We start from the raw sequence: 16,779 nt of genomic DNA, 5'->3' as shown, positions 1-16,779 counted from the left end.
AAGCAGCTGATTGCTATTATCGGCGATCTGCATCCCTATTGATGAGAGCGCGAAGGACTCAGCGAACTATTGGGTCTGCAGGTAACCTCTAGGTACCAGTGGTCCAAGAGTTCATATACTCAATCTGCTCAGGGGTCAGCGTATCCATCGTAATTCCCATGGCCTGCAGTTTAAGGCGGGCAATTTCCTGATCCACTTCCGTAGGAATGGCGTGAATCCCGGCCGCAAGCTGCCCTTGATGTTTTACTAAGTACTCACAGCCAAGGGCTTGGTTGGCAAAGCTCATATCCATGACACTGGCGGGGTGGCCTTCTGCCGCCGCTAGGTTAATAAGCCGCCCTTCCCCCAAAACAATGATGGATTTGCCACTGGGGAGCACGTACTCTTCGGTAAAATTGCGGACAACCCGCACCTCTTTAGCCAAGGTTTTGAGGGTTGCCAGATCAATTTCAATATCGAAGTGACCGGAGTTGGCCACCATCGCCCCATCCTTCATTACCGCAAAGTGCTCAGCGCGGATCACGTGTTTATTCCCCGTCACGGTGATGAAAATATCGCCTTGGGGAGCGGCTTCCAGCATGGGCATCACCCGGAATCCATCCATGACCGCTTCAATGGCACGAACCGGATCAATTTCGGTCACGATCACATTGGCACCCATCCCCCGTGCCCGCAGTGCAGTTCCCTTGCCACACCAGCCGTAACCGGCGACGACGATGGTTTTGCCAGCCAGCAGAATATTGGTTGCCCGAATAATGCCATCGAGGGTGGACTGGCCGGTGCCATAGCGGTTGTCAAAGAAGTGCTTGGTGTCGGCATCGTTGACGTTAATGGCGGGAAAGGTCAGCACCCCCTCACGAAACATGGCCTTGAGACGGACAATACCAGTGGTGGTTTCTTCGGTGGTGCCAATAATATCCGCTAGCTGCGACTGCCGTTCTTTGACAAGGGTTGCGACCACATCACAGCCATCATCAATAATGATGTTGGGTTTGTGATCCAAGGCAATGTTGACGTGGCGTCGGTAGGTGTCTGTGTCTTCCCCCTTTTTGGCAAATACGGGAATGCCGTAGTGAGTCACTAAACTAGCAGCAACATCATCCTGGGTGGACAGGGGGTTGCTGGCAATCAGGACTGCGTCAGCACCACCGGCTTTGAGGGCGATCGCCAAGTTAGCGGTTTCGGTGGTGACGTGGCAACAAGCGGCCAAGCGAATGCCAGCGAGGGGCTGCTCTTGGGCAAAGCGATCGCGAATTTGCCGCAGCACTGGCATCTCCCGTCCAGCCCACTCAATCCGTTGTTGCCCCAAGGGGGCTAAGCTCAAATCTTTAACGTCGTGACGAACGGTGGTTTCAGGATTGACCGCGGAAGAGACCATGCTGCAATGCCTTAAGACAGGTTACGGCTACTCATTATACGCAACAGTTGTGCATCATAGGTGGATAGTCCCTCAACCGAGCCTCAACCTAGAATGTCTATGGCTAAGCGTCTGCTGTCCCTGAATTTTTTGCTGTGTCTGTGTCTTGCCCTTGTCCTAGTGGTCGCTCAGGCACAGTTACCAAGTATTGCCCAACCCACTGCAACGACCACGGCACCATCTCCTGAGGCGGAAGGCTATCCGGTGACGATTGATGGCGAGGTCATTGTTGAGGTTCGCCATGGTCTGGGGTCTTTTAGTGCCCAAGAGCGGGCAGAAGCAATCCGCAGGCGAATTTTGCAGGTGGCAGAGCAGGATGAGATTCCCCTAGAGAGCATCACGATCAAAAAAATTGGCGATCGCCGCGAGGTGGCCGTTGTCCAAGGCGATCGCCCGCTGTTAACGGTAACGGCTGACGATGCTGGCGAGCGCTTAATTAGCCAAGAGGCGGCGGCGGCAGAGCTGGCCCAGCGCATCCGGGAGGTCATTGGGCAGTACCGTCAGGATCGAGCGCCGCAACGCCTGCTGCAAAACATCGTGTATGCCGTGCTCTCAACCCTTCTCACACTGATTGTGTGCTCAGTGATTATTCGCGTATCGGCAAAGATATTTCAGCCCATCACTCGCTGGGGGGCGCAGCGCATCCCGACCCTGCGGCTGCAAAATTTTGAAATTATTTCTACAGAAGCGATTCAAACATGGCTGCTGCGCGCTCTCCAATTCACACGGCTTTTTTTGTTATTGTTTATTCTCTACCTTTACCTAACGTTTGTTTTTAACTTATTTCCGTGGACCCGTGCCTTTGGCCAAAATTTTCTCAATCATTTTCTGTTTTCTCTGGAACTGGTATTCACCGGGATTGGTAACTATTTGCCAAATTTGGTAGCGATCGCCGTCATTATTACCATCACCTATTACATCCTCAAGGGCGTTCGCGCCATTTTCTACGCCATTGAAACAGACCGCTTGGTCATTCCTGGGTTTTATACCGACTGGGCGAAACCTACCTATAACCTGCTGCTGATTTTAATTGTGGCCATGGCGGCGGTGGTGGTGTTCCCCTACTTGCCGGGGTTCGACTCTCCGGCATTTCGGGGCATTTCTGTCTTCTTAGGGATTCTATTTTCGTTGGGTTCCACCTCGGCGATCGCCAACGTGGTCGGGGGCGTGATCCTCATTTACACTCGCGCCTTCCAGCAGGGAGACCTGATTCAAATTGGCGATGTTCAAGGAATTGTTATCCAAAAAACCTTGCTCGTGACCCGTGTCTGTCGCCCCAACAACCAAGTTGTTACGATTCCCAACTCCTCGCTGCTCAATAGCAACGTCACCAACCTATCCGTAGCCATTCGCGAGCTAGACCGCCCCTTGATTTTGCAAACCACCATTACCCTTGGCTATGATGTTCCCTGGCGCGATGTCTATGCGGCGATGATTGAGGCGGGGCGGCGCACCACTGGTATTTTAGCTGATCCGGCTCCCTTTGTCTGGCAAACCGCCCTCAACGACTTTCACATCAGCTATCAACTCAACGTCTATACCCAAGATTGGCCGCGGGTGCCGTGGATCCTCTCAGAACTCCACGAACACTTGCAAGATGTCTGTAACGAAGCGGGAATCGAGATTATGTCCCCCAGCTATTTAGCCCTACGGGATGGCAACACCAGTACCATGCCCAGCAATTACCTTGGGGATGACTACCAGCCCCCGGGCTTTCGGGTCACCCTACCAAAGTAGGTGAGAGGTCGAATCGCTCTTGTGCCTCTCTCACCCGTGCTTGGAGATCGGGTGAAAGCCAAGGAATATATTGGGGGTAAATCGGTAAGCGCGGAACTAGCTGCCAGCCCCATCCCCGAAGCTGTGCTTTGAGCGCCCCTAAATCCCTGTGGGGATAGTCTGGATTCACATGATCAAGGGGGACAATCCCCCCTAAATCCCGTGCACCAAATGCTAAACAGGCTCGCAACACCTCAGGATGGGTGACTAAGTTGGCAGGAATTTGCAGGGTAATATCCTCAGGCAGGAGCGATCGCGCCCATTGAACCACCTGCGGTAGTTGAGCGACATCAAAGGAGGGCAAGGCCTCCTGCTGCTGCTGGCCAGGGCGATGGGGTTGCAAAATCACCTCTTGAATGTGACCCCAGCGCTGATGACACTTAGCAATCGCAGCAAGGGAGTCCTGCGAATCCTCAGGATCTTCACCAATGCCCAGCAGTACGCCTGTTGTAAAGGGAATGCCAAGCTCCCCCGCCTGCTCTAGTTGGGCATAGCGCAATTCAGGAACCTTACTAGGAGCGTGGCGATGCACCGTTTGTAGCAGTTTGGGGTGAGTTGCTCCAACATTAACCCCATGGAGACATTCACTTGCTTTAGATAGCCCATTTCCGCACGAGTTAAAGGCCCGGCATTGGTATGGGGCAAAAAGCCATAGTCTAGGGCCAGCGCAGCTAAATCGTAAAGATGCTGCACCCACTTGCTGCGCTGTGGACTATTGGGGGCAACTTCGCCACTGAGAATGAGGATTTCACAGACGTGATGCGGACTCAAGCGCGCCAACTGATCCGCCGCTGCCGCCAGACTCAACCAGCCGCTCGTACCAATATCACGGCGAAAGTTGCAGTAGGTGCAACGATTAAAACATTCATAGGTAGGCACAAGGGTAAACGCAGGACTATAGGTAATCCGGGAGTAGGGCATAGCACCAGTTCACTGGTTTGGACGTGACTGTAGCTTAACGAGTAGAGTAATCTCCACGATAATGAAATCTTCGTTAAACGGGTTGTCGTTGAGCAAGGTGATCAATATACTGAGAAAAATAATCAATAAGTTCCTCGCACACATCTCACAAATGCAAGATGTCAGCATCAAATTGGCAACCTTTTATCTACATCGGCGATGCGCCCTGCAAAAGAAGACTAATGGCTAGCAAGATGACGCTGGCAGACGCACAGGTGGGCGATCGCTACCGCATTGTCGAATTGACCTGTGACAATCCGCAGCAACTGTTTGGCATGGGCTTAACACCGGGAGCTATCGTCTCTGTTATACAGCGAACACCCCAAGGCTCAGCGATCATTTCTTTAGATCAGCAGCGGTTCTGCTTGAACTGCGAACTGGCTCAATCTGTCGTTGTTTCACCGCTTCGGGGTGAATCGGGGCACATCAGTTTACGCACTGCCCCTGTGGGTGCACGCCTGCGGGTGGTGGGCTATGCCCCAACCGCCACATTTTACAAACGCAAACTACTCTCAATGGGATTAACGCCGGGCACTGAGCTTGAGATTGTCCGCCATGCACCTTTGGGAGACCCAACCGATATTCGGGTGCGGCAATTTCATCTGAGCCTCCGTAAAGAGGAAGCCGATGCACTCCAAGTGTGTGAGATTTAGGAAAAGACAGTGCTATGAAAATCACCATTGCTCTGATCGGTAACCCTAACTGCGGCAAGACAACGGTTTTTAACGGCCTGACGGGTGCAAACCAACGGGTGGGGAACTGGCCAGGGGTGACGGTAGAGCGTAAAGATGGGCAATATCGCGATGGGGATTTGATCGTTGCGGTGGTTGACTTGCCGGGGATCTATACCCTAGATGCCTCTGAGGGCGGCAGTAGTCTCGACGAGCGGGTGGCACGGGATTTCCTGCTTCAGGATCACTACACCTTGGTGGTGAATATCTTAGATGCAAGCAACTTAGAGCGGAATTTGTACCTCACTAGCCAACTTCTGGATATGGGGGTACCCCTGATTTTGGTGCTCAATATGATGGATGTGGCGACGGCGCAGGGGGGAATTATTGATCCTGCTGCTCTTGCAGAGCGCTTGGGGGTGCCTGTTTTGCCGTTTTGTGCCAAGGAGAAACGCCAGTTTACCACATTGCGCACAGCCATTCGCTCAGCAGCCTGTCAGCCTCCTAGGCCACAGGCCTATCCACCTCACCCTGCGGTCATTGAGGAGGCGATCGCCGATTTATTGGCACAGGGAATTAGCCATCGTGGCCAAGCCTTAGCGTGGCTCCAATACACGGAGGCAGTTCCTGAAGATCAAGTACCACGCTTACGGGAGTGGCGGCGCAACATCCACCAAACCCTTGGGGAAGATATTGATTTACTCATTGCCGACAGTCGCTACAGATGGATTGAACAGCTGCTAACGAGCGTTTACACAAAAAGCAAGCGCTCTTACACCAGCGTTTCCGATCGCATCGACCAAATTGTGCTCAATCGCTGGCTGGGAATTCCCATCTTTTTAGTTGTGATGTATCTCGTCTTTCTGGTAGCGATCAATGTCGGCGGTGCATTCATTGACTTTTTTGATACTGCCGTCGGCACCTTAGTTGTCGGCTGGCCAGCCCAAATCCTGCAAGATCTACGTGCCCCTGGGTGGCTCATTGGGCTAATTGCCGATGGGATTGGTGGCGGCATTCAGACAACTTCTACCTTTATTCCCCAAATTGGCTTGCTGTTTATTTTCCTCACCTTTTTGGAGGACTCCGGCTATCTCGCGCGGGCTGCTTTTGTGATGGATCGGCTGATGCGCATTTTGGGGTTGCCAGGGAAGTCCTTTGTACCCATGATGGTCTCCTTTGGCTGCAATATCCCTGGGATTATGGCCACCCGTACCCTAGAAAACCGACGCGATCGCCTCATGACCATTATGATGAATCCGTTTATGTCCTGTGGGGCGCGCTTGCCAGTTTATGCCCTTTTTGTGGCTGCTTTCTTTCCCCGTAACGGCCAGAATCTCGTCTTTCTACTTTACGTGTTTGGTATGGCTGCCGCCATGTTTACTGGCGTTGTTATGAAGCACACCCTTTTCCAAGGAGACATTGCCCCGTTTGTGATGGAGCTACCCCCTTACCACTTGCCGACCCTCAAAGGTGTACTACTGCGGGCGTGGGATCGCCTGAAAGTCTTTATTACTCGGGCGGGCAAGATGATTGTAGCGCTAGTTGTAATTTTGGGGCTGCTCAACTCCGTAGGCATCGATGGCAGTTTTGGTCAGCAAGATAGCAGCAATTCGATTCTGAGTGCCTTTAGTCGGCAAATTACGCCAGTTTTTAGCCCCATGGGCATCCAACAAGAGAACTGGCCAGCAACGGTAGGACTCTTTACCGGTGTTTTTGCCAAAGAAGTGATGGTAGGCACCATGGATGCCCTCTACACCGAGCTAGCCCGGCAAGAGGCCATAGTTAATGCCACTGAACTAGAGCCAGAGCCACCCTTTTCCCTGTTAGGTGGCCTCAAAGAAGCGGTTGCCAGCATCCCCAAAAACCTAGCAGAGCTACCGGGGCAAATTTTTGACCCCTTGCAATTCAATGTCTTAGAAGAGGCAGACAACCCAGAAGCTGCCGCAGACGTCCAAGGCGTAAACTACACCGTCTTTGGTCAAATGGCAAAGCGCTTTGACAGCCCCACCGCTGCCATTGCCTTCCTCTTGTTTGTATTGCTCTACTTCCCCTGCGTTTCTGCCACTGCGGCGGTTTATCGCGAAACCAACTTGGGCTGGACTGTCTTTGTTGCTGGTTGGACAACCGGCTTAGCCTACTGGGTGGCCACCGCCTACTACCAGCTGATGACATTGTCTAAGCATCCATATTTTTCTGTGTCATGGCTGGTGGGGCTGGCACTGGTGATGACGGGGGTGCTCTGGATGCTCAAACGCAAGGGCGATGCCCAGCCTTGGCGGCGACAGCCCTCAACAGAGGTTTGACTACTTCAGCGGAGGCTTAATTGTGTTGTTGCAAGTACAGTCCTACATCAAAGAGCATCACGTGGTTTCCATGGCGCAGTTGGCCACCCACTTTGACAAGTCTCCCGCTGTCCTAGAGCCTCTCCTAGTTCAGTTAATTCGCAAAGGACGGCTGGAAAAACTAGCGGCTCCCCGTTGTGGTGGCTGTCACCAGTGCCACTCTACAGACCTTGACCTATACCAGTGGAGAAGTACCAATGCTATCAACTGCAATGATCAACCGCCTGAACGAGCAAATTAACCTAGAAATTGCTTCGGCACATCTATACCTGCAAATGAGTTCCTGGTGCGCTTACAAAAGCCTTGAGGGCTGCGCTACCTTTTTAAGTGCCCATGCTGACGAAGAAATGGCACATATGCGGCGGTTGCTCAACTACATGCATGAAACGGGTGCCCTTGCCATTTTGGGCGGCATGGAAGCCCCACCACACGAATTCAATTCGCTTAAGGAAATGTTCACAAAGGTTTATGCGCACGAACAATTTGTGACCCATAAAATCAATGAGCTAGTTCATCTTGCAAACACAGAACCTGACTATGCCACTTTGCAATTTTTGCAGTGGTATGTAGCGGAGCAACATCAGGAAGAGTTCCTCTTTAAGAGTATTCTCGACAAAATTGAGCTGATCGGCACCGAAGGCCAAGGGTTATTCTTCATTGATAAAGAAATTGGCCAACTCTCTCAATCAAAAGTCGCTTCCTCAGCCCAACTGTGAGGCAAAGCAACGTGCCGCTTGCAAAAGTGTCATGTGCTGCTTATCCCTCTACAAAAGTGTGGGTTAGTCTTTACTTAGTGAGGAGTGATTCGCAAACAAAAGTCTCGGGGTCGAAACACGGCAAGACTCCCGAGACTTTTTATTTTGCCGTTGAATGCTTGCCGTTGGTTTTATGCCCCTACGTATCTCCGGTCAGCGATCGCTCAAAACGATTACCGGTCACACCACTCGCCCCACTAGTGCTAAGGTACGCCAAGCGGTTTTTAATATTTGGCAGGGGCGCATTCAACATTGTCGGTGGCTAGATTTGTGTGCCGGAACCGGAGCGATGGGGGCAGAGGCACTAATTCGCGGTGCACAGTGGGTAGTGGCCATTGAACAGTCAGCCGCAGCGTGCCAAGTGATCCGCCAGAATTGGAGCGCCGTTGCGCAGCCAGAACAACAAACCTTGATTCTGCGTGGGGATGTTCGCCAAAAACTTCAGCACCTCCCTCTCCCCGAGTTTGACTTCATTTACTTTGACCCTCCCTACAACAGCAACCTCTATTTACCAGTGTTGGAGCTTCTTTGGCAGCAACAGCGCTTAACTGTGGGGGGCGAAATAGCGGTAGAGTGCCGCACCAAAGACCCACCAGATTTAGGGGCGATCGCCCAGATTGGCTGGCAGCAGCACCGACTGAAAACCTACGGCAGCACGATGCTGATCTTACTGCAGGCAGGCAACCCTCAACAGTCCTGTCCACAGCGCCATTAGCTACAACCCGCCGAGAAGCCCGCACTCTATGCGCTAGCATGAGTTCGGGAGTATGTCACGGTGAGAGCCTTTTCATGCGCGTAATTTTAATGACGGGTAAAGGTGGCGTTGGTAAGACCTCAGTCGCAGCAGCGACGGGGTTACGCTGTGCTGAGTTGGGGTACAAAACCCTTGTTCTCAGTACGGATCCGGCTCACTCCCTAGCCGATAGCTTTGACCTAGAGTTGGGGCATGTGCCTGCTCCTGTGGCCGAGAACCTCTGGGGGGCAGAGTTAGATGCCTTGATGGAGCTGGAGGATAACTGGGGAGCAGTAAAGCGCTACATTACCCAAGTGTTGCAGGCACGGGGGCTAGAGGGGATACAGGCCGAAGAACTCGCCATCTTGCCGGGGATGGATGAAATTTTTGCCCTCGTACGGATGAAGCGGCACTATGACGAGGGTCAGTACGATGTCCTGATTATTGATTCGGCACCCACGGGAACGGCACTGCGGCTGTTGAGTTTGCCTGAGGTGAGCGGCTGGTATATGCGCCGCTTTTATAAACCCTTGCAGCGGATGTCGGTGGCCTTGCGCCCCATTGTGGAGCCAATTTTCAAGCCCTTGGTGGGCTTTTCGCTACCGGATCAGGCGGTGATGGATGCACCTTACGAGTTCTATGAACAAATTGAAGCCCTCGAAAAAGTCCTCACCGACAACACCCAAACCTCGGTACGGCTGGTCACAAATCCTGAAAAAATGGTTCTTAAGGAGTCCCTACGCGCTCATGCTTACTTGAGCTTGTACAATGTGGCCACAGATTTGGTGGTCGCTAACCGCATCTTACCAGAAACAGTCAGCGATCCCTTTTTTAGCCGCTGGAAAGAGACGCAGCAGCAGTACCGCCAAGAAATTCACGACAATTTCCGACCCCTACCGGTCAAAGAAGTGCCCCTGTTTGCCGAGGAACTCTGTGGTCTGGCTGCCCTGAAGCGTCTTAAGGAAACGCTCTACGCCGATGAAGACCCTGCCCAAGTCTATTACCAAGAGCAAACAATTCGGGTGGTGCCCAGTGATGGCCAGTACAGCCTCGAACTCTATTTACCCGGGATCCCTAAGGAAAAAATCGAACTGAATAAAACTGCTGACGAGTTAAGTATTCGCATTGGTAACCATCGGCGTAATATGGTGCTACCGCAGGGATTAGCCGCCATGCAGCCAGTTGGCGCCAAAATGGAGGCAGACTACTTGAAAATTCGCTTTGCTACTGCGGCGGTCAGTGGATAATCTACTGCTGTTTTGAGATGTGCTGAGATTACACTTGTGACCTCCTCTGTGCCTTCGTTGGCGATCGCCACGACTGATTTAACGATGGTGTACCAGTCGGGGCATCAATTGACCCCAGTGTTACACGGCATTAATCTCAGTATTCAGACAGGCCATATCCATTTGCTGATGGGGCCTTCCGGCTCCGGTAAAACAACGCTGCTCTCGATTTTAGCCGGAATTTTGACCCCCACTAGCGGCAAAGTATTTGTTCTAGGGCAAGACATTACCCAGATGAAAAAGAACGAATTAGCGAGGTTTCGCCTCAACAACATTGGGTTTGTCTTCCAGAGTTTTAATCTTTTTCCAGCCTTAACCGCTTTAGAAAATGTAGAGATTGCCTTCAACCTGAAGGGGGTTGCCACGAAGGATGCGAAGGTGCGTGCTGCCAAGCTTTTAGACGAAGTGGGCTTAGGCGATCGCCTCAACTTCTTACCGCAAAACCTATCAGGCGGGCAAAAGCAGCGAGTTGCGATCGCCCGGGCACTGGCCGGCGATCCAAAAATTATTTTTTGCCGATGAACCGACTGCGTCTCTTGACTCCCAAAGTGGCCAGCAAGTCATTAAAATTCTCTACAAGCTAGCAAAGCAAAAGGGATGTACGGTAATGATTGTCACCCACGATCCCCGAATCATCCCCATTGCCGATCGCATTACCAAAATTGAAGATGGTCGTATTCAGACCGATTAGGGTCACTCAGCCTGAATCACCCTTGATTATGGCTGTGCAACCGACGGGGATTGGGTTGGAGCAGGTTGCTGAGGTGCGGGTGAGCGCAGGTAGGCTCCCACAAAAATAGCTGCGACCACGGTGGCGATCGCCCCCAAGCCAATCATCCACCTCAGCCCATGATGGGACTGGGGTTCGTGCACCGTGGCTTTATTCGCTTGGGAAGAGGTGTCACCACCCTCACTGGCCAAGGTATCCTTGGCAGCGGGCTTGACCGGTTCCGTTTCAATACTGAGAGCCGTTTTGGCCGCCCCCACCAATTCACGGCTGGGTGGACGGCGCAACTCCCCACTGAGCTCCATTCCCACCAACGTTTCCTTGGCACCACGCAAATCCGACTTAATACTTTGAAAGGCGATGGACTGGAGGTATTGGCTAAACTCCGTCTCCGCCATTGACACCATCATGTAAGAAGCCTTGGCTTTGCGGCCAAAGAGAATCACGTCCCCATGGTGAAGTTCATGGCTGGAAATCCGTTTGCCATTGACAAACGTACCGTTCGTGCTGGGCTTGCCATTGGCATTGCCATCCACCAAGCGGTAACGATAGTTCGTGGTACCCGGCACAGGCACCCGCAACAGAATCGCGTGCTGTCGTGATACGGTCTCAAAGTCTAAGACAATTGCATTGCTTTCGTCGCGCCCTAAGGAGTAAGCAGCCGCCTCAAGGGCGATCGCGCGTCGCCCACCCACCATATTCAAAATCAAAACATGACGCTCTTGTGCCAAGCTGTTCATTTTAATCTATCCCCCGTGAGTCCATAAACAACCACGGCCAATGGCAGGATGATGAGAAGAGGTCATCCTGAGCGTTCTGAGGCGCTCAGTTACGCAACGCTGCAAATATTGATGACGCTTGCAAAAGTGGCCTAGGCTGTCAATCTACTTTTACCTTTGCGTGATCTGACGGAGAACTGCTGTGATGCTGATCACAAACATGTCAAGAATTGTCAAATCTTAAGGTTTGGCTAGATAAGACTTGGCCAGATTTGGCACAGATTCTGTGTTAACACAGCCACGCATAACGAATCGTAACAAGTCACCCCTGCTACCACTGAAGACCCAAAAAGCTGCCTAGAATTGATGTAGATTAAACCGTGCTTGGAGTGTCTTCCTATGGCCACAGATTTTAATCGCGGCATTATGAAGTTTGAAGGGGCAGATAGCCCTGTGATGATCGCAGCTTCAGCGGTACTGATTCTTGGCTTTATTGCTGTGCTGATTTGGTGGGCGCTGCATACGGCTTACGCTTAGGATTGTCGCTCTAGATGGATAATATGCTCTGTCAGGGCAGCAAAGGTTTCATCATGGCTAATGACAAATAGCTGTCTAAAACTTCTCAGATTAGCTAGGTTTTCTGCTAGCTGCTGACGGCGCTCGTGATCCATATTGGTCGTGGGTTCATCAAAGAAGGCCACGTCTGTGGCGGCTAAAATTCGCAGCAGGGCAAGGCGTACCGCAAGGGCAGCGCACATCTGCTCACCCCCAGAAAGGCTCCTAAAACTACGCCAGTGCCCGCCCTCGTTCACTTGAATGTCGTAGTCCGACAGCCACCGAAGGGCAACGTCAGGACGGTTGAGTAACTCGCGAAAGAGACGGTCGGCTTCGTGGGAAATGCTGTGCAGATACGCCTCGCTAACGCGGGGGCCACTGGTTCGGTAAATTTCCCGCGCCGTCACGATAAAATGGTGCCGCTGTTGGTACTCAGCGAGGGTTTGGCGGCTACGGGCAAGCTGTTGCGCCACCGCCTCAAGATGCTGGAGGGCGTCTGCATACTGCTGATATTGTCTCTCCTTTTCGGGAATTGCCCCTAGGAGGGTTTGATACTCGCGGCTGAGTTGCTCATGGCGAGCTGTGACCTCCCTTAAGCGATCCACATCTATGCGCTGGGCTTGGGTCTGGTAGTCCTGCGCTAGGGTGGCACAGGTGTTTTGGAGGGCGGCATAGGTGGCTTGTGCCTCTGCAAGCGCCGCTTGGTAGGCGGCCACTTGGCTAGCTTGGTGTTTGTGCTGGAGGTAGGTTTGGTAGGCGTGCTCTAGGGTCGCCAATTCCTCTGTCAGGGCTTGGCGCTTCTGCTCTAAGGCTTGATAGTACTGGCGCTGACGGTATAGGGGCGCAAGCTCGCTGTTCAATTGCGCTTGGTGTTGTACTAGCTCTTGGACTGCTGTTTCAATGTCCGGTGCTGACTGCTGTTGCTCTAGGAGAACCTGTTGTTGGGCGCGGGGTTGCCCCAGTGCCTCTAGCTCTGTGCTCAGCTTAGTGTACTGGCGCTGCAACTGGGCGAGTTGGCTGTAGCGAGGGATCAACTGCCGTTGGCGATCGCCAAGGGCACTCAGGTGTTCGTGTAATCGCGCTTTTTCAGCGGCAAGGGGGTGCCATTGCAGGAGTGAGCGTTCGGCAGCGGCAGCGGCAGCAATCTCCGCGTCGAGTTGCGCGAGAAGAGGGGTCAGCAGGTCTTGCTCAGAGGGATCAAGGCGCTTGAGGAGTGCTTCAAGGTCGTTGAGCAACTGCTGATGGTTGGCTTGCAGGTGTTGCAGCGCTTGCAGGCCTAAGGTCACAGCTGGGGTGAGCAAGGCAAAGTCTTGGGCGGCGGTCAGTTCATGCATGGCTTGGCGAGTTAGAGGAGCGATGGCGGCGGCTTGGGTTGTGGCGCTTGCAACGATGGGGGCAAGGGTGGCGGCAAAGGCTTGGGCGGCGCTGAGGTGGCTTATCTGGGCTGCGAGGCGATCGCGCTCCTGCTGTTTCTGGTTTAGGGTGGCAGCAAGGGGGCGTTGAGCATCAAGGGCAGCCAATTGCTGCTCCAGTTCAACAAGGCGGAGTTGGGCGCTTTGAATTTGCTCCTCAAGATGGGTGGCCTCTTGAGCTGCCTGCTCCGCCGCTCGTAGTTGGGCGTGGACTACGGCTAATTCCTGCTCAAGGGCATCCGCCGCCGCAATCTGGGGGGCAAGGGCAGCCAGTTGGGACTCAATCGTAGCGATCGCTTGGCGTTGGGCTTCAAGGTGTGCCAGTTTTGGTTGCGGCTCGCTGCTGTCGCTGCTCGCACTCAGCAATCTGCTGCTCAAGGGTACCCTGCTCCTTTAACTGCCGCTCGAGGCTCCGCAATGCCTGTTGCAGTTCGCGATAGCGATCGTAGGTTGCCTGAGAGTCTTGGCAGCGCGCTTGACTCAATTGCGCGGCGGCTAGCTGTTGGTGGCGATCGCGGCAAAGCTGCTCCTGCTGTTCAAGTTGGTGTTGCAGCCGCTGCTGTTGCTGTGCTAAGTGCTCAAGAGCTGCCACTTCTGCCTCAAGCTGCGCCCGTTCCTGGGCCAAGGCGTGACACACCTGAGCGAGGCGATCGCGCTGTTGGTAGTCCTGCGCCAATTCTGCGGCTAGGGCTTGCGCCTTGGTGGTATAGTCTTCGCGGCTGGCTAGCGCCTGCTCATGGCGGGCAATAGTTTCCCGGAGGTGCTGCAGGCGGGTTTCGGAGTGTTTTTCTAGCGCCAAGGCGGCATCGTAGGCGCGGCGATAGTCATCCACCTGCAAGATAGGCTCAAAAATTGCGCGGCGCTGAGCGGCTGTACCGAAAAAGTCGGCGGTCATCATCCCTTGGGGAATGCCGATCACCTGCTCAAAGAGGTCTTTAAGGGGCAAGGCACTGTTGATCCCCAAATGTTCCTTGAGCCATTGCTGTACCTCGTCCCGCCGCGACAACACCAGCGCCTGTAACTGGGGGTCAAAAATGCTATAGCCGCTACGGGTACTGCGTTTAAACCAAATAGGAGCGACCATCCGCCGCCGAAATAAACTGAACCGTTGCCTCGGCATGGGTTGCGCCCTTGCGAATAATTGCTTTGTTAAAGCCAGACCCATAACCGGAGGTGGCATCAAATAGAACCCAAGCAATGGCTTCTAAAAGGCTTGTTTTGCCCGCCCCATTTTCGCCACAGATAACATTCACCCCGCGGCAAAAGTTAACAGTGCGATCGCGATGGGTTTTGAAATTAGTTAAGGTCAGCCGCTGAATTTCCACTCCGGCCTCCTAGGCGTGGCTCGGTACCGGCAATGAGGCGCTGGATATTACTCTGGTGCCGCCAAATAACAAAGGCACTCGCTAAAATACTAAAACCAACAAAGGGCAGCGATCCTGTAAACCACCAAAACCAAAGGGGTAGAGACAGTGCCGCTAGAATCGAGCCAAGAGAGACAATGCGACTCAGGGCAAGTACCACAAGGAAGACACCAAAGGTGACCAATCCTGTCGGCCAGTTCAGCGCCAAGAGCACCCCCAAGCTGGTGGCAACGGATTTGCCGCCCCGCCATCCCAGCCAAATAGGTTTACTGTGCCCCACCACCGCCACTAGGGCGATCGCCAACAGGCAGTAGTCTCCCCACGCTGGCGGCACCGTACTCCAGGGTTGAGCGAGGCTCCAGCGAGCCGCAACAACGGCAACCGTTCCCTTGAGCACATCAACAACAAAGGTGAACAGCCCCGCGCCTTTGCCCACCACCCGCAGGACATTGGTGGCGCCTGTGGAGCCAGAGCCATGATCGCGAATGTCAATACCGCGTAGGTGCTTGGCCACCCAATAGCCTGTCGGAATTGAGCCGAGTAGATAGCTTGTCAGCACCATAACCCCAAGGATGACTGCGGTGCTCACCTGTGCCTCCTATTCAAAAAACTCATTCGTGCGACGCAACTGGGGTTCGGGAGCAAACCCCAACAGGAGTGGATACTGAAGCAGCGATAAACTCACCTTCTCTTGGGAGTCGTCAATTAAAATCAGGGGGAGATAGTCCTCTTGTTCAAGGCGATCGGCGCGGAAGGCCAATGCATCCGCAGACTCAAACAGCGCCACCCCCCGCTCAGGGCCAAAGTCTTGGCGGTTGATGCCTAAACAGTCTTGCAGCCCCCGCCGCCAGTCTCCCAAACGCTCGGGAGAGTCTGCCAAGACCAGCACCCGCAGCATGTCGCCGTAAAAATCCCGCAAAATCGAAATAATTGCCGAGGCCACAAGGATATTTTGCAGCCGACTTGGGAGCGATCGCAGGGCACCCCGCCCCCCTAAATCAAAAAACCAACTTTCCACTCGCTGCGCGTGTAACGGCTCAAAGGTGCGCCGTAGCTGCCAAGGCGGGCCATAGTAATTGGGGTTCGTTTGGTACTGCTCTAGGAGGTGCTTAATGCGGCTAGTTTCCTCCTGAAACCCCTCATCCAACACCAATTTCGGGGGGGAAGTTGCAGCGGGCGGTGTTTCATGCTCTGCTGCTGGGGCAGGGGCTGGCAGCAGTTGTAGTTCCTCCACCGTTGCAGCTAAATCCTGCATACTGTTCACGAGGAACTCCTTAAACCCTTGCACCCGAATGGCCATTTCCTGAGATGCACCAACAAAATTTTGGCGCAGTTCCTGCTCAATACGCTCCTTGCGTCGCTCCAACTGTTCGATAGTGAGTTGCAGGGCTTGTTGCTTCTCTTCAAGATCCTGGCAACAACGGTGAGCAAGACGATGGAATGCTGCTTCAAGCGCTTGAATTTCCTCTTTGAGTGCATCCCGCCGTGCCGCAAGCGTAGCCAGTTCCGCCTCCTGTGCCTCAGCAGCGGACTCAGTTAGGTCTGGGGTCAAGGTGGGTTCATCAGTCATTGCGAGCAGGGGGAATAAAGGCCGTACGTGGGCAGCGTTCTTGCAGGCATTGTACTAAAGTTTTGGCATCAAACAGAATCGGCAAGAAGTGGATACTCTTGACCTCACGGAAATAAAACAGGATGGGCAGCCGTGGCCAAAAAACCTCCCAGTGCTGCCACTGCTGGTAGGGAAACTGCCGAATTTGCTGGCTGCCGCGATACACTTCAAGGGCTGTCGCTGTAAAGTCCAGCCGTAGGGTAGCTGCTTGCACGGCCAAAAACAGACTGAACAGCGATACCGGCAACCCTAACCACCACTTCAGGTACCAAAGGGGCACACTCAGCAGCAGTACGCCCACCGGTACAGTAAAGGCGGGGGATAAACGAACTGTCGTTGTTGTTGCTTGCATTGGGGACGTCCTCCCTTCTGTTGGGTGATACTTGTATTGTCAAACATTGGCAACCCAACGCCTGCCAGCACCTACGGTATTGGACACAAAGGGCACAGCCC

General features: G+C 53.5%; 16 protein-coding genes and 2 pseudogenes. 9 read left to right on the top strand and 9 right to left on the bottom strand.

Translation table 11 applies throughout. The annotated features are described in order from the left end of the window. Nucleotides 1-88: 88 nt before the first annotated feature. The gene (ahcY, locus tag BRW62_RS03475) at nt 89-1,378 is read right to left on the bottom strand and encodes an adenosylhomocysteinase (RefSeq protein ID WP_099798288.1); all 1,290 of its coding nucleotides are present in this window, start codon (nt 1,376-1,378) and stop codon (nt 89-91) included. Nucleotides 1,379-1,477: 99 nt separating this feature from the next. Here ahcY and BRW62_RS03470 point away from each other — a divergent pair, with 99 nt between their 5' ends. Beyond that, on the top strand, nt 1,478-3,154 hold the full coding sequence (locus tag BRW62_RS03470) for a mechanosensitive ion channel family protein (protein WP_099798287.1): 1,677 nt from the start codon (nt 1,478-1,480) through the stop codon (nt 3,152-3,154). Here BRW62_RS03470 and cofG read toward each other — a convergent pair. After that, nucleotides 3,138-4,114 (bottom strand): annotated as a pseudogene (gene cofG, locus BRW62_RS15060) (7,8-didemethyl-8-hydroxy-5-deazariboflavin synthase subunit CofG). The gene BRW62_RS03470 and the pseudogene cofG overlap by 17 nt on opposite strands. A 221-nt stretch (nt 4,115-4,335) precedes the next feature. Between cofG and BRW62_RS03460 the strand changes: the two are divergent. The 7 genes and pseudogenes from BRW62_RS03460 (at nt 4,336) to BRW62_RS03430 (ending at nt 10,631) form a co-directional block, all read left to right on the top strand. Further along, complete coding sequence (locus BRW62_RS03460) at nt 4,336-4,806, top strand: FeoA family protein (RefSeq protein WP_227517549.1); 471 nt, start codon at nt 4,336-4,338, stop codon at nt 4,804-4,806. A gap of 14 nt (nt 4,807-4,820) precedes the next feature. After that, a complete protein-coding gene (feoB, locus tag BRW62_RS03455) occupies nt 4,821-7,127 on the top strand; it encodes a Fe(2+) transporter permease subunit FeoB (protein WP_099798285.1) in 2,307 nt (768 codons plus the stop codon). Beyond that, the gene (locus tag BRW62_RS15055) at nt 7,087-7,407 is read left to right on the top strand and encodes a FeoC-like transcriptional regulator (RefSeq protein ID WP_099798284.1); all 321 of its coding nucleotides are present in this window, start codon (nt 7,087-7,089) and stop codon (nt 7,405-7,407) included. Before feoB ends, BRW62_RS15055 begins: the two co-directional genes overlap by 41 nt. Continuing rightward, nucleotides 7,364-7,882, top strand: coding sequence for a non-heme ferritin (gene ftnA / locus BRW62_RS03445; RefSeq protein WP_099798283.1), 519 nt, complete (start codon nt 7,364-7,366; stop codon nt 7,880-7,882). Before BRW62_RS15055 ends, ftnA begins: the two co-directional genes overlap by 44 nt. A 172-nt stretch (nt 7,883-8,054) precedes the next feature. After that, nucleotides 8,055-8,636, top strand: coding sequence for a 16S rRNA (guanine(966)-N(2))-methyltransferase RsmD (rsmD, locus tag BRW62_RS03440; RefSeq protein WP_099799814.1), 582 nt, complete (start codon nt 8,055-8,057; stop codon nt 8,634-8,636). A 74-nt stretch (nt 8,637-8,710) separates the two neighbouring features. Continuing rightward, complete coding sequence (locus tag BRW62_RS03435; RefSeq protein WP_099798282.1) at nt 8,711-9,901, top strand: TRC40/GET3/ArsA family transport-energizing ATPase; 1,191 nt, start codon at nt 8,711-8,713, stop codon at nt 9,899-9,901. 84 nt (nt 9,902-9,985) lie between these two features. Then, nucleotides 9,986-10,631, top strand: a pseudogene (locus BRW62_RS03430) (ABC transporter ATP-binding protein). Nucleotides 10,632-10,657: 26 nt separating this feature from the next. On the opposite strand, the gene BRW62_RS03425 reads toward BRW62_RS03430, so the two are convergent. Continuing rightward, nucleotides 10,658-11,407 carry an FHA domain-containing protein gene (locus tag BRW62_RS03425; RefSeq protein WP_099798281.1) on the bottom strand — a complete coding sequence of 250 codons (750 nt, stop codon included), beginning with the start codon at nt 11,405-11,407 and terminating at the stop codon, nt 10,658-10,660. 378 nt (nt 11,408-11,785) lie between these two features. Between BRW62_RS03425 and BRW62_RS13265 the strand changes: the two genes are divergently transcribed. Continuing rightward, the gene (locus BRW62_RS13265; RefSeq protein WP_198406142.1) at nt 11,786-11,923 is read left to right on the top strand and encodes a hypothetical protein; all 138 of its coding nucleotides are present in this window, start codon (nt 11,786-11,788) and stop codon (nt 11,921-11,923) included. Here BRW62_RS13265 and BRW62_RS03420 read toward each other — a convergent pair. The 6 genes from BRW62_RS03420 to BRW62_RS03405 are packed head-to-tail and all read right to left on the bottom strand — an operon-like array spanning nt 11,920 to nt 16,678. Beyond that, nucleotides 11,920-13,731, bottom strand: coding sequence for an AAA family ATPase (locus tag BRW62_RS03420; RefSeq protein WP_198406141.1), 1,812 nt, complete (start codon nt 13,729-13,731; stop codon nt 11,920-11,922). The genes BRW62_RS13265 and BRW62_RS03420 overlap by 4 nt on opposite strands. Continuing rightward, the gene (locus tag BRW62_RS13260; RefSeq protein WP_198406140.1) at nt 13,664-14,437 is read right to left on the bottom strand and encodes a hypothetical protein; all 774 of its coding nucleotides are present in this window, start codon (nt 14,435-14,437) and stop codon (nt 13,664-13,666) included. Before BRW62_RS13260 ends, BRW62_RS03420 begins: the two co-directional genes overlap by 68 nt. Next, the gene (locus tag BRW62_RS13255) at nt 14,415-14,678 is read right to left on the bottom strand and encodes an AAA family ATPase (protein WP_198406139.1); all 264 of its coding nucleotides are present in this window, start codon (nt 14,676-14,678) and stop codon (nt 14,415-14,417) included. Before BRW62_RS13255 ends, BRW62_RS13260 begins: the two co-directional genes overlap by 23 nt. Next, nucleotides 14,650-15,306: a glycerol-3-phosphate 1-O-acyltransferase PlsY gene (gene plsY / locus BRW62_RS03415; protein WP_099798280.1), complete on the bottom strand. Its 657-nt coding sequence runs from the start codon at nt 15,304-15,306 to the stop codon at nt 14,650-14,652. Before plsY ends, BRW62_RS13255 begins: the two co-directional genes overlap by 29 nt. A gap of 9 nt (nt 15,307-15,315) precedes the next feature. Continuing rightward, nucleotides 15,316-16,287: a DUF3086 domain-containing protein gene (locus tag BRW62_RS03410; RefSeq protein WP_099798279.1), complete on the bottom strand. Its 972-nt coding sequence runs from the start codon at nt 16,285-16,287 to the stop codon at nt 15,316-15,318. Next, complete coding sequence (locus BRW62_RS03405; RefSeq protein WP_099798278.1) at nt 16,280-16,678, bottom strand: DUF3119 family protein; 399 nt, start codon at nt 16,676-16,678, stop codon at nt 16,280-16,282. The genes BRW62_RS03410 and BRW62_RS03405 overlap by 8 nt, the downstream gene beginning before the upstream one ends. Nucleotides 16,679-16,779: the final 101 nt, after the last annotated feature.

The sequence above is a fragment of the Thermostichus lividus PCC 6715 genome (assembly GCF_002754935.1).
Classification (GTDB): Bacteria; Cyanobacteriota; Cyanobacteriia; order Thermosynechococcales; family Thermosynechococcaceae; genus Thermosynechococcus; species Thermosynechococcus lividus.
Note: the sequence above shows the minus strand (reverse complement) of the source record. Positions and strands in the feature narration are given on the sequence as shown.